10 protein-coding genes and 1 pseudogene are annotated in these 13,431 nt (G+C 65.1%); 8 read left to right on the top strand and 3 right to left on the bottom strand.

Annotation, left to right across the window (positions count from 1 at the left end; genetic code table 11):
• The coding region (locus BJQ90_RS08000) for a hypothetical protein (RefSeq protein ID WP_226759765.1) at positions 1–359 on the bottom strand (359 nt) is incomplete at its 3' end.
• 144 nt (positions 360–503) lie between these two features.
• Positions 504–1,151: a class I SAM-dependent methyltransferase gene (locus BJQ90_RS07995; protein WP_226759764.1), complete on the bottom strand. Its 648-nt coding sequence runs from the start codon at positions 1,149–1,151 to the stop codon at positions 504–506.
• Between the two features lie 104 nt (positions 1,152–1,255).
• On the opposite strand from BJQ90_RS07995, the gene BJQ90_RS07990 reads away from it, so the two are divergent.
• The 3 genes and pseudogenes from BJQ90_RS07990 to BJQ90_RS07980 form a co-directional block, all read left to right on the top strand.
• Positions 1,256–2,686, top strand: a complete 1,431-nt coding sequence (locus tag BJQ90_RS07990) for a dihydrolipoyl dehydrogenase family protein (RefSeq protein WP_226759763.1) — start codon at positions 1,256–1,258, stop codon at positions 2,684–2,686.
• 106 nt (positions 2,687–2,792) lie between these two features.
• On the top strand, positions 2,793–3,137 hold the full coding sequence (locus BJQ90_RS07985; protein WP_226759762.1) for a GNAT family N-acetyltransferase: 345 nt from the start codon (positions 2,793–2,795) through the stop codon (positions 3,135–3,137).
• 531 nt (positions 3,138–3,668) lie between these two features.
• A pseudogene (locus BJQ90_RS07980) lies at positions 3,669–3,779 on the top strand (transposase); the annotation flags it as partial.
• Between the two features lie 41 nt (positions 3,780–3,820).
• Here BJQ90_RS07980 and ptsP read toward each other — a convergent pair.
• Positions 3,821–5,506, bottom strand: a complete 1,686-nt coding sequence (gene ptsP, locus BJQ90_RS07975; protein ID WP_226759761.1) for a phosphoenolpyruvate--protein phosphotransferase — start codon at positions 5,504–5,506, stop codon at positions 3,821–3,823.
• A gap of 159 nt (positions 5,507–5,665) precedes the next feature.
• Between ptsP and BJQ90_RS07970 the strand changes: the two genes are divergently transcribed.
• The 5 genes from BJQ90_RS07970 to ppsA all read left to right on the top strand — a co-directional run bounded on the left by BJQ90_RS07970 (position 5,666) and on the right by ppsA (position 13,255).
• Complete coding sequence (locus tag BJQ90_RS07970) at positions 5,666–6,394, top strand: TetR/AcrR family transcriptional regulator (protein WP_226759760.1); 729 nt, start codon at positions 5,666–5,668, stop codon at positions 6,392–6,394.
• Positions 6,395–6,453: 59 nt separating this feature from the next.
• Positions 6,454–8,421, top strand: a complete 1,968-nt coding sequence (locus BJQ90_RS07965; RefSeq protein WP_226759759.1) for a PTS mannitol transporter subunit IICBA — start codon at positions 6,454–6,456, stop codon at positions 8,419–8,421.
• Positions 8,421–9,569, top strand: a complete 1,149-nt coding sequence (locus tag BJQ90_RS07960) for a mannitol-1-phosphate 5-dehydrogenase (RefSeq protein ID WP_226759758.1) — start codon at positions 8,421–8,423, stop codon at positions 9,567–9,569. The genes BJQ90_RS07965 and BJQ90_RS07960 overlap by 1 nt, the downstream gene beginning before the upstream one ends.
• A gap of 372 nt (positions 9,570–9,941) precedes the next feature.
• Positions 9,942–10,760, top strand: a complete 819-nt coding sequence (locus BJQ90_RS07955) for a pyruvate, water dikinase regulatory protein (RefSeq protein ID WP_226759757.1) — start codon at positions 9,942–9,944, stop codon at positions 10,758–10,760.
• A gap of 98 nt (positions 10,761–10,858) precedes the next feature.
• The gene (gene ppsA, locus BJQ90_RS07950; protein WP_226759756.1) at positions 10,859–13,255 is read left to right on the top strand and encodes a phosphoenolpyruvate synthase; all 2,397 of its coding nucleotides are present in this window, start codon (positions 10,859–10,861) and stop codon (positions 13,253–13,255) included.
• Positions 13,256–13,431: the final 176 nt, after the last annotated feature.

The following is a 13,431-nucleotide window of genomic DNA, read 5'->3' as shown; positions in this document are numbered from 1 at the left end:
ATGGCGAACACGGGCATGCCCATCATGACCGGCATGATCATCAGCGGACCAAGAACCCACCAGATGGCACCGTAGCCGAGACCGACGAGGGCACCGCGGCCATACCCGGTCAGGAGCCGGTTGCCGAACAGCACCGTCAGGCCGAGCCCGATAGCCACCGAAATCATCAGGTGAACGCCGAAACCGACCACGGCCGAGTTGGAGCCGACCATGGAGGCAATGACGGGCAGCATGCCCATCATGGCCATGAGAATTCCGAACACGATACCGCCGGCGATGCCGCCGGAGACCCCGGCCATGACGCGCCGTCCGATGCCAGTACTGGCGGAAGCGTGTGGGAGAGCTGATGCAGAAGCCATGACGTCGACCTCTCCATGGAAGAGTTCTTTTGCTGATCTCTTCACCGTATGGCCGGCCTGTGGTGCTGTTCAGTAATGTGCGTTACACAGCCACTATCAACGCCCGGATCTGCGCTTCAGTCCTGGCACACGGTCTGGGGATGTTCAGTGGCGGTTCATTGTCCCGGCCCGGATTTGGAGGTGACCGCCACGGGCTGAGGCGGTCACGACATCGGTGCATTGTTCTTCCAGGGCCTGCCAGGGTGCGGCTGTGCGGTCGGATCCTCCCAGCGCGCAGGCCAGCCGTGCCAGCGGCGTCAACCATCGTGCCCAACCTTCCGGGTCCTGCATGTCCACGACCCCGACCCGCGCGTTCGGGGCCAGAAGCCGGGCCATGTTCGTCCAGGCCTGCTGCCAGTCCTGCATCAGGGACAGCGAGTAGGTCGCCAGGGCCGCGTCCGATGCTCTCGATCCGCCGTGGGCTTCGATAAGATCGGCGATGGCCCCGGGCTCGAGTTGCGCCATGTCCGCATGGACCAGGATGACGTTCTTCCAGCCATGGCGCCGGGCGCGGCGGCGCGCCTGGCGGAGCATGTCATCGCTGCGGTCGATCCCGATGATGGTTCCGGAAGCACCGATGCGTTTCTGCAGCAGCGGAAAGTTCAGTCCTGTCCCACAGCCGATGTCGAGCACCTGCTGTCCCTGCCCGGGGTTGAGGGCATCAATACCCAGGACCCGTCCGGCGTGATAGACAGGGTATTCGCCCGAGAAAAGGTCGTAGAACGGGGCAAACAGTGTGTACCTGTCACCCATGATGCTCTCCGTTCAGCCCCGTTTCACAGGCAAGTCGCGTCTATGCGCCGCTGCGGCACGGACATGGCGGCGTGGGTATTCAACGTCCTGTAAAGGAGTACATCATGGCAGCGGAGAACCGGGTCGTTGATTTGCTGGTGGTGGGCGGAGGGACCGCGGGAATCATCGGCGCCCAAACAGCTGCCGGGTTCGGCGCAGACACGGTTCTGGTCGAACAGGCCCGTACGGGCGGTGACTGCCTCTGGACAGGATGCTTGCCCTCCAAAACCCTCCTCCGGGCAGCAGAACACGCCCTCACAGCCCGTGCACTGACCGGGCACCCGCCGACCTTCGATTCCGTCCGTGATCGGATCTTCGCCTCGATCACCACCATTGAACCCGTCGATTCACCCGAAGCCCTCGAGAACGCGGGTGTGGAAGTCCTCAAGGGCACCCTGGTGTTCCGCGCGCCCGGGATGGCCGTGGTCAACGGCGAAACGATCCGGTTCCGGCAGGCACTGATTGCCACCGGGGCAGCACCAACCGGCACCGTGGTCCCGGGCCTTGACCCCGGTGTCACCGTTACCTCCGAAACGATCCGGGATTTGGAGACACTCCCGAAGCGGTTGGCCATAATTGGTGGCAGGCCGCTTGGCTGCGAGCTCGGGCAGGGGTTCGCCCGCCTCGGATCAGAAGTCACCTTGATCATCCGATCCCGGATTCTCCCCAAAGAAGACCCCGAAGCCGCCGCCATCATCCGGGACAGCCTGAAAACCGACGGTGTCCGCATCCTTGAGAACACGACCGTCCAGAACGCGTACACCGCTGAGGGCAGAACCCGGATCCGGCTCGGGGACGGCACCACCATCGAGACGGACACGGTCCTGCTGGCCACCGGACGCACACCCCGGACCGCGGACCTTGGCCTGGCCCGGGTAGGGGTAGACCTCGATGCGGATGGCCAGGTCATCACGGACGCCCGGATGATGACCTCCAACCCGGTCATCTGGGCAGCGGGAGACGTCACCGCGCACCCCCGGTTCACCCACCTCGCCGGCGTGCATGCATCTATCGCCGCTACGAACGCGGTCCTCGGACTCAAACGCGGTATCAGCCCCACCATGCCGCGGGTCACCTTCACATCTCCTGAGGTCGGCGCCGTCGGACTCACCACCGCCAACACCGGGTCGGGGCACCGAACCAGGGTTGTCCGGCACACCCATCTGGACCGGGCCGTGACGCACGGGGCCACGAACGGCTTCACGAAGCTGATCACCGACCGGCGCGGAAAAATCCTCGGCGGCACAATCGTCAGCCCCCGGGCCGGGGAATCCCTGGCCGAACTGACCCTGGCGATCCAAAACAACATGACAACCTCGGACATCACCGCGACAACCCACCCCTATCCCACTTACTCAGACGGTCTCTGGAATGCCGCCATCACCGATGTCCAGGCCCGGCTGCGCTCCCCGGCCTCGGCCCGGGCACTGAAGGGACTGACCTGGCTCCGGCGCCGCTGGCTGGAACGGCCCGGATCCCGCTACAACAGCGGCTGACCGGTCCAGGGGGATGGCGGCCCATCACGTTGATGTATTGGTTCCGCAGCTGAGAAACCGCAAATTTCGCGCGATCCGGGCGGTCATGGCGTGGGATGATCTGGCAATGAGTGAACTTGAAGTCAGGCGCCTGGTCCGCGGCGACGCGGCGGAGGCGCATGTCATGTTTACGATGATGGCGCGGGTCTTCGAAGAAGACAGCGAGCCCCTCGGAGAGGACTACCTCGAGGACCTTCTGGGTCGAGAGGGGTTCTGGGCCCTCGCGGCTTTCATTGGCCCGGATATCGTTGCCGGCCTGACTGCCCACACGTTGCCGATGACACGATCACGCTCGTCGGAGGTGTTCATCTACGATCTTGCCGTGCGGCAGGACCATCGGAGGAAGGGCGTGGCAACCCGACTGGTTTCCGAACTGCGTGCCCTCGCTGCGGTGGCGGGCATCGGGGGTTGAGGACCAATGCTCGCGTAAGTCACGCTAAGCATCTTGTCGAGAAACGAGGGGTTGCCGACGCCCGTCCCCGATGAACGAAACGCGGTTCAATCCACGTCGAAGCCGTGTTGGGCAACAACGACGAAAAACCCTGGCCACAACAGAACCGACATGCTCAAGAACAAAATTGCCGACAAATCAAGGAAGACCAATCACTAACGTGACTTTCCCGAACATTGGTCCTCAACCCCCTTGCTCAACTGGCTCGAATCGCTAGCCAGGTGACGCCGGACGCTGGGATTATGCGCCCCAAAACACCGCCCGCATGGCGCCCACCAGCCACAACACAATGACAGGGAACATAACCCCGCCGTCCGCCTAATGCCGGTTATGCGGAATTCCGCATAACCGGCATTCCTTTGCCACTGCGACCTTGCTCGATTGGTACCGATCCGGCGATGACGTTCAGGCAAAATTGCCGCTCTTGAGTGCCTACCTCGGTCACGCCGACCCGCAATCAACCTACTGGTATTACTCCGATATCGGCATAGCCCTTTCCACGTGGTCAAATGGGCCACCGAAGCCCTCGACGAGGTACGCCGGTCCGCGTGGAACGACGCCCGTAAGGCGGCCCGGACCACCGAGGCCAGGCGCGGCCGCGGCGGGCCCGCGAAAGACGCCCCGGCCCGCCCGGACCCCGCGCACTACAGCCCGAGTTCCTCCAGTACCGGCAGCTTCTCCCGGACCCAGGCCCGCGCCTCGGTGGCGCTGGGCGCGGACAGGGCCAGCTTGGCCAGCTCCTGAGCCTCGGCCAGCGTGACGGTCTTGAGCACGGCGGCGACGGCCGCGAGGGCGCGTGCCGTCATGGACAGCGTGGTGACGCCGAGGCCGGTGAGAACGACGGCGAGGGCCGGATCCGCCGCGGCCTCGCCGCAGACTCCCACCGGCTTGCTGTGGCCTTCCGCAAGTGATCCCTCGACCGTCAGGCCCACGAGCCGGAGCACGGCGGGCTGCCAGGGCGTGTTCAGCGCCGCCAGCGGGCCGAGCTGCCGGTCGGCGGCCATGGCGTACTGGGTGAGGTCGTTGGTGCCCAGGCTGGCGAAGGCCACCTCCCGGAGGATGGCCTCGGCGGTGAGGGCCGCTGACGGGACCTCCACCATGACGCCCGGCGTCCTGATCCCGGCCTCGGCACACAGCGAGGCAAAGCGCGAGGCCTCCTCTGCCGTGGAAATCATCGGCGCCATGACCCAGACGTCGGCCTCGGATTCCTTCTCGGCACGGGCGATTGCCTGCAGCTGGCGTTCCAGCACACCCGGCGTGGTGAAGTCCGTGCGGTAGCCGCGGACGCCGAGAGCCGGATTGGGCTCGGTGGCGTCGGTCAGGAAGGGCAGCGGTTTGTCCGCGCCGGCGTCGAGGGTCCTGAGTACCACCTTCTTGCCCGGGAAGGCATCGAAGACGCCCTTGTACGCGGCGGCCTGTTCCTCCACCGTGGGCTCGGTGTCCCGTTCCAGGAAGCAGAACTCGGTGCGGAAGAGCCCCACGCCCTGCGCGTTCAGGCCCGCGGCGGCGACGGCGTCCTTGGCTCCGCCGACATTGGCGAGGAGCGGCACGGGGTGGCCGTCCGCCGTCGCGCCCGTGCCGTCAAAGGCCGCCAGCAGTGAGGCTGTGGTGGCCCAGGCCGCGGCAGCGGCGCGCTGGGATTCGTCGGGGTCCACGGTGATGATGCCGGCGGCCCCGTCCACATAGACTTCCGTGCCGTCCGGAAGCTGGTCGACGCCGGCCGCGGCCACCACGGCAGGCAGGCCGAGCGAGCGGGCGATGATGGCGGTGTGGGACTGCGGGCCGCCGCCTGCGGTGAGGAGGGCCAGGACCTTCTCCGGGTCCAGGGTGGCAGTGTCGGCCGGGGCCAGATCCTCCGCGATCAGGATGAACGGGGAGGATGAGGCGGGAATTCCCGGCGCGGGCACTCCGCGCAGTTCGGCCACGATCCGGGACCGGACGTCCAGGACGTCAGTTGCCCGCTCGGCCATGTAACCGCCGAGGTTGTGGAGCATTTCCGAGACGGAGGCGCCGGCCTCCCAGATGGCGCGCTGGTTGGATGCGCCGCGGCCGATCAGCTTGGCGGCGGACTTCAGCAGCATGGTGTCCGTTGCCATGAGTGCCGTCGCTTCCAGGACAGCCTTGCCGTCGCCGCTGACGGTCGCGGCCCGGGCCCTGAGTTCGTTATGGACGGCCTTCGCGGCAGTCTTCAGCGCAGCCGTGGCCTCCTCCGCCGTGACACCGGCCGGCAGCTGCTCGCCGGCCGGGGGTTCGCTGACCGGTTTGGGCATCTGGCGGATGGTGCCGATGATACGGCCGGGGCTGACGCCTACTCCTGGGAAGTTCTGCATTGAAGGTCCTCATTCTCTGCCGTAGCTCGTGCCCGTCGGTACACCTGCGGGCGGGGCAGCAACTCTCCACGCTGGTGTGGCTGCGGTAAACAATGTGTTCTTGAAAAGTGTATGTGATGCACTTCATATAGCGGTGCTATAGATGCTAGGCTAGCGCTTATGAGTGTGAATGGCGAGTTGCCGGCGAAGGCGCGGCTGCTGCAGGCTGCCGCGGAATTGCTTGCCGCTTCGGCTGGCGAACCAATCTCCACGCGCCAAATCACGCAGGCTGCGGGCGTCACGGCCCCAACGCTTTACCATCACTTTGGCGACAAGGAAGGGCTCTTTGACGCGGTCATCGCCGAGGGCTTCAGGGAGTATGTAGCGGGCGAGCGTGACTTTGCCCCGTCCGGACAGCCCTTGGAGGATATCCGGCGCATGTGGGACAACCACGTGCACTTCGGGCTCGGGAATCCCGAGCTCTACCTGGTCATGTTCGGCAACCTCCGTCCCGAAAACCGACCGTCAGTCATCGCTGACGCGGAGGCGCTGATGGAGGAGCTGCTGAACAAGGCGGCGGTCATGGGCCACCTCAACGTGCCCCCGCGGGAAGCTGCCAGGAGCATCCTGGCCGCCACCGTCGGGGTGACGCTCATGCTGATTTCGGAGCGGGCCGCCGAGCGGAACCTCGAGCTGTCCGCGATGACCCGGGACGCGATGGTGTTTGCCGTTTCCACCGACAAGGCCAAGGCCGCCGGGCCCGATTCCTCCGGCGAGTCCTCTGTTGTCGTGGCCGCGATCGCCCTCAACGCCGCGCTCCAGTCCTCGGACCCGGACCAGCTGTCCAGCTCCGAACTCAAGCTTTTCCTCGAATGGCTCCACCGGATCTCCAGCAGCACCAAGGGCTGATCCACGCTAAGACACACACCCATCCTGCGCTGGCGCAGGAATGACGGTTAGGAAACCACATGGCAACAGAGACAGTTGCAAAGCCTCGCACGAGCGCGCGCGTGCACGTGCAGAAATTCGGGACGTTCCTGTCCGGAATGATCATGCCCAACATCGGTGCGTTCATCGCCTGGGGCATCGTCACGGCGCTCTTCATCCCGGCGGGCTTCACGCCCAATGCGGACCTGGCCAAGCTCGTTGGACCGATGATTGTCTACCTGCTGCCCCTGCTGATTGCGTACACCGGCGGCCGGATGGTTCACGGTGTCCGCGGCGGCGTCGTGGGCGCCGCGGCCACCATGGGTGTCATTGTGGGCACCGACATCCCGATGTTCATCGGCGCCATGCTGATGGGGCCGCTCACAGCCTGGATCATGAAAAAGCTGGACAAGATCTGGGAAGGCCGGGTCAAGCCCGGCTTCGAGATGCTCATCGATAACTTCACCGCCGGTATCGTCGCCGCCGCCCTCGGCATCTTCGGCCTGTTGGTGATCGGCCCGGCCGTGAAGGCCTTCAGCGACGGCGCCAGCGCCGTCGTCGAATTCCTGGTCCACAACGGGCTCCTGCCGCTGACCAGCATCTTCATCGAACCGGCCAAGGTCCTGTTCCTGAACAATGCCGTCAACCACGGCATCCTGACGCCGCTCGGCACGGAGCAATCGCTCGCCCAGGGCAAGTCCATCCTGTTCCTGCTCGAGGCCAACCCCGGCCCGGGCGTGGGCATCCTGCTCGCCTACATGTTCTTCGGCAAGGGCCTGGCCAAGGCCTCCGCCCCGGGCGCGGCCCTGATCCAGTTCGTCGGCGGCATCCACGAGATCTACTTCCCCTACGTGCTGATGAAGCCGATCATCATTCTTGCCGCCATCGGCGGCGGCATGACGGGCATCTTCACGCTCGTCGTCACAGGCGCCGGCCTGCGCTCCCCCGCGGCGCCGGGCAGCATCATCGCCGTGTTCGCCGCCACCGCCAGTGACAGCTACGTCGGCGTGGCATTGTCGGTGCTGCTGGCCGCCACCGTGTCCTTCCTGATTGCCTCGGTCATCCTGAAGTCCAGCAAGACCACTGATGTCGAGTCCGAAGAGGAAGGCCTCGGTGCCGCGACCTCCCGGATGGAGGCCCTCAAGGGCAAGAAGAGCTCGGTATCCTCCGCCCTGGTGGGCGGCGGCGGGGTGGCCGTTATGGCCGGCCCGATCCGCAACATCGTGTTCGCCTGCGACGCCGGCATGGGATCGAGCGCCATGGGTGCATCGGTATTGCGCAACAAGATCAAGGCTGCCGGCTTCCCGGACGTGAAGGTCACCAACTCCGCCATTGCCAACCTGACCGACACCTTCGATGTTGTGATCAGCCATCAGGACTTGACCGAACGCGCCAAGCCCCTTACCGCCAGCGCCGTGCATTTCTCAGTCGATAACTTCATGAGCAGCCCGCGCTATGACGAGGTGGTGGAACTGGTCCAGCACAGCAACACCCAGGCGGCGCCGGCTGCGGAGGCCGCCGCACCTGCAGCCGGCGGGGCGCACGCCGCCCCCGCCCCGGCAGCTGACGGCGGCCCGGCCGGCATCCTGGTCGCCGAAAGCGTCATCCTCAGCGGCAAGGCGACCACCCGCGACGCGGCGATCGACGAAGCCGGACAGCTCCTGCTGGACCGCGGCGCCGTCGACTCCGGCTACCTTGATGCCATGCACGAGCGCGAGGAATCCGTGTCCACGTACATGGGCAGCTACCTCGCCATCCCGCACGGCACCAACGCCGCCAAGGACCACATCATGAAGTCCGCTGTCTCCGTGATCCGCTACCCGAACGGGATCGACTGGAACGGCAAGGAGGTCAAGTTCGTGGTGGGCGTCGCCGGGATCAACAACGAGCACCTGCACATCCTGTCCTCGATCGCCAAGGTCTTCACGAACAAGGCCCAGATCGCGCAGCTTGAGGCGGCCACCACGGTCGAGGAAGTCCTGGACCTGTTCGGAAAGGTCAACTCCTAGTGAAGGCTGTTCATTTCGGAGCCGGAAACATCGGACGCGGATTCGTGGGGTTGCTGCTGCACGAGGCGGGGTATGAGGTGGTGTTCGCCGACGTTGCTGCGGAGCTCATCGGCCAGCTCGCGGCCGCGGACAGCTACCAGGTCCATGAGGTGGGCGAGAACCCCACAGTCCGCACGGTGGATAACTTCCGCGCGCTGAACTCCAGCACGCAGGAAGCGGACGTCATCGCGGAAATCGCGACGGCGGACATCATCACCACCGCGGTAGGCGCGCACATCCTGAAGTTCGTGGCCCCCCTGATCGCCAAGGGGATCGCCGCCCGGGCCCCAGGACTGGCTCCGCTGCAGGTGATGGCGTGCGAAAACGCCATCAACGCCACGGACATCCTGAAGTCCGAGATTGCTGCCCAGTGGGATCCGGCCGCGGGATCCCTGGACGCGCCAGCCGTGTTCGCGAATACCGCGGTGGACCGGATCGTGCCCAACCAGGAGGCCGGGCAGGGCCTGGACGTCACGGTGGAGACGTTCTACGAGTGGGTCATCGACCGCACCCCGTTCGAGGGCAAGGAACCGCTCATTCCGGGGGCGACCTTCGTGGACAACCTCGAGCCGTACATCGAGCGGAAACTGTTCACGGTGAACACCGGTCACGCCGCGGCCGCCTACTTCGGCTTTGAGGCCGGCCTCGGGAAGATTTCCGAGGCCATGGCCGACCAGGATGTCGCCGCGGACGTGCGCGCCGTGCTAGACGAAACCAAGGAACTGCTGGTGGCCAAGCACGGTTTTAACCGTGACGGACAGGAGGCCTACGTCCAGAAGATCCTGGGCCGCTTCTCCAACCCGCACCTGCCGGATACCGTGAACCGGGTGGGTCGGGCGCCGCTGCGCAAGCTCAGCCGGCACGAACGCTTCATCGGCCCGGCGGCGGAGCTGGCCGAACGGGGGATCGTCCCGGAGGCGCTGCTCGGTGCGATCGCCGGAGCCCTGCGCTTCAACGACCCGGCCGACGCCGAAGCCGTGGAACTCGCGCAGATCCTGGCGTCCTCCACCCCCGACGAGGCCACGGCGAAGATCACGGGCCTGGCCCCGGATCACCCGCTGTTCCCGGCCGTCTCCGCCCTGGTGGAAGAGGCCAAGGCCGCGGTATGACGCCCGACGCTCCTCAGGTTCCGCGGGAAATCAACGGACCCTCCATCACATCATGGGGTCTAACCTACAGGGGAACAGTGGCTGGCGCTAAGCGCCGGGGATTGGCTTTAGGTTGATGGTGTGCCAGTTGAGTTCCTGCGTGATGATCAAGTATCGGTGTATGAGCAGTTCGCGGGTCCGGTTTCTCGGGCTGAGTTGGAACGGCTCTTCTTCCTCCATGACCGGGATCTGGAGCCGTCGTGGCGCGGGTAACCGGCTGGGTTTCGGGGTGCAATATCAGCGTGCGCGCAGACTCCGCGCCATACCCGGTACATTTATTGATTCCCCGACCGGACATTCCAGACGCGGTTCGCGCTGGTGGAGAATGCGTTCATGACCGATGATGATCCCCGCCCGGTTTACTTCCTCTCGGACAGCACGGGCATCACCGCAGAAACGCTCGGCAACACCTTGCTGACGCAGTTCCCTGGCAGCAATTTTGACCGCACCACGATCCCCTTCATCATGACTGTCGAACAGGCGCAGGCTGTGGTGAATATCATCGATGATCTGGCCGCCCACGGCCCGGCGCCGATCGTCTTTTCCACCGCTGTTGGCAGCGAGATCCGCCGGACCCTGGCCACGTGCAAGGGAACCATCGTGGATCTTTTCGGGACGAATGTCGGAGAGCTGGAACGGGCCCTTGGCGCCCGGGCCAGCGGGGAACCGGGGCGGGCGCATGGCCTGGGCAACGCTGCACGCTATCAATCCCGGATGGCCGCCGTCGAATATGCCATGGAACACGACGACGGCCAGAGCCTGCGTGCGCTGGAAAAAGCGCAAATTATCCTGGTGGCGCCCTCCCGCTGCGGCAAGACACCCACCACCATGTATCTGGCGCTGCAGCATGGCATCTTTGCCGCGAACTTCCCGCTGGTGGACGAGGACTTTGAGCGGGAGGGGCTCCCCAAGCCGTTAAGGCCGTTCGTTGGGAAGTGCTTTGGCCTCACCTCCAATCCCCTGCGCCTGAGCCAGGTCCGCACCGAGCGCCGCCGCGGCTCGCCCTACGCGTCGCTGCGGCAGTGCGGTTTTGAACTGCGCAGCGCCGAGCGTTTGTATGTGTCCCATGGGATTCCCTACCTGAATTCGGCAAGCGTGTCCGTGGAGGAAATGGCGGCCACCATCCTGCAGCGGATGCAGATCAAGCATTAGACCTGTCCATGTGGACAGGGCCTACACCCATCAACCGATGATCGCCGCACGCAGGGCCAGCCCCCCCCGCATGCACCATTTACAAAGGAGCAACAACCGTGACGATAGACATCCTGTGGTTCTCAGAACTCGGTCTCAAGGATCTGGACCGGGTGGGCGGCAAAAACGCTTCCCTCGGCGAAATGGTGCAGAACCTGACCTCTGCCGGCGTCCAGGTTCCTGATGGGTTCGCCACAACGGCCGACGCCTACCGGACCTTCCTGGCCGGGTCCGGCCTGGACCAGAGGATCGCCGACCGGCTCGTCGGCCTGGACACCGATGACGTGACGGCGTTGGCAGCTGCGGGCAGACAGATCCGTACCCTGATGCGCGAGACGCCCTTCCTGCCGGACTTTGAAGCCCAGATCCGCGCCGCATACCAGAGGCTGGTGGAAAAGCACGGGGGCTCCGACGACCTCTCCTGGGCGGTCCGCTCCAGCGCGACGGCGGAAGATCTTCCCGATGCCTCCTTCGCCGGACAGCAGGAGACGTTCCTGAACGTCCGGGGCATCGAGAACATCCTAGTGGCCATCAGGGATGTCTTCGCGTCCCTCTACAACGACCGGGCCATCGCCTACCGGGTGCACCACAAGTTCGAGCACGCCGAAGTGGCGCTCTCGGCCGGTATCCAGCGGATGGTCCGTTCCGACCTCGGCGCTTCCGGCGTGATGTTCACGATGGACACCGAATCCGGGTTCCAGGATGCTGTCTTCGTCACCTCCTCCTACGGCCTCGGCGAGGCTGTCGTCCAGGGAGCCGTCAACCCGGACGAGTTCTACGTGTACAAGCCCGCCCTGGAGGCAGGGCGCCCGGCCATCCTCAAGCGCGGCCTGGGTGAGAAGGCCCTCCAGATGACCTACACCAGCAACCGCGAAATCGGGCACACCATTGACTTCGTTCCGGTGGAGGCATCCTTGCGGAACCGTTTCAGCCTCACCGACGACGACGTGGAGAAGCTCGCCCGCCATGCCGTCGCCATCGAGAAGCATTACGGCCGGCCAATGGACATCGAATGGGGCAAGGACGGGATCGACGGCGGCCTGTACATTCTGCAGGCGCGGCCCGAAACGGTGCAGTCCCGCCGGACCACGGGAAGCCTGAGCCGGTTCCGGCTCAATGGCTCCGGCAAGGTCTTGGTTGAAGGCCGTGCGATCGGCCAGCGGATCGGTGCCGGCAGCGTCCGGATTCTCACTGCAATCGATCAGATGGCTGCCTTCCGGACCGGCGATGTCCTCGTCGCGGACATGACCGACCCGGACTGGGAGCCGATCATGAAACGCGCCTCCGCTATCGTGACCAACCGCGGCGGACGGACCTGCCACGCAGCCATCATCGCCCGGGAACTGGGGATTCCCGCCGTCGTCGGCACCGGCGCCGCCACGGACATTCTCGCCGAAGGCCAAGAGGTGACAGTCTCCTGCGCGGGCGGCGAGACCGGCGTCATCTACGAAGGGCTGCTGGATTTCAGCATCGAGGAAACCGAAATCACCGAACTACCCGAAGCGCCGGTGAAGGTCATGATGAACGTCGGCACCCCCGAGCAGGCTTTTACCTTCGCCCAGCTCCCCAACCATGGCGTGGGCCTGGCCCGGCTCGAATTCATCATCAACCGGCAGATCGGGATCCACCCCAAAGCACTGCTGAACATGGACGATCAGCCGGCCGAGGTGCTGGCGGAAATCCGGGAGCGGATCGCCGCCTACTCCGGCCCGCGGGAGTACTACATCAAACGCCTCGCCGAAGGGGTGGCGAGCATCGCCGCCGCCTTCGCACCCGAACCGGTGATTGTGCGGATGTCCGACTTCAAGTCCAACGAGTACGCCAACCTCCTAGGCGGCCCGGCCTACGAGCCGCACGAAGAAAACCCGATGATCGGCTTCCGGGGCGCCTCCCGGTATCTGGAACCGTCTTTCCGGGACTGCTTCGATCTGGAATGCGAGGCCTTGTCCTTCGTCCGGAACGAGATGGGCCTGACCAACGTCAAACTGATGATCCCCTTTGTGCGCACGGTGGCCGAAGCCAGCGGCGTCATTGACCTGCTCGCAGAGAATGGCCTGCGCCGCGGCGAAAACGGCCTGGAAATCATCATGATGTGCGAACTTCCGTCCAATGCCTTGCTGGCCGAGGAGTTCCTGGACTACTTCGACGGTTTCTCCATCGGTTCCAACGATATGACCCAGCTGACCCTGGGCCTGGACCGGGACTCCGCGATCGTTGCCGGCAGTTTCGACGAACGCGATCCTGCCGTCAAGAAGCTCCTGAGCATGGCCATCAAGGCCTGCAAGGCGCGGGGCAAGTATGTGGGCATCTGCGGCCAGGGTCCCAGCGACCACCCGGATTTCGCCGAGTGGCTGGTGGCGGAAGGCATCGATTCCGTCTCGCTAAACCCTGACACGGTGGTCGACACCTGGCTGCGCCTCGCGGGTGCAGCAGCCGGCACTAAAGTGCCTCAATGAGGTTGTCAACAGTTTCTCGGGGGGCTCCCGCGGAGCTGTTAGTACGTCCAGCTGGGGCAGATCTCGGGGGTTGAGGACCAATGTTCGGGAAAGTCACGTTAGCCCGGATTTTTCATCGGATGGCGGTCGGGGCGCCGGGCCTGGTTTTTGCCGTCCCGGCGGGCTGAATCGGATTT

Source organism: Arthrobacter sp. SO3, from assembly GCF_020532825.1.
In the GTDB taxonomy this organism is placed as follows: Bacteria; Actinomycetota; Actinomycetes; order Actinomycetales; family Micrococcaceae; genus Arthrobacter.
Note: the sequence above shows the minus strand (reverse complement) of the source record. Positions and strands in the feature narration are given on the sequence as shown.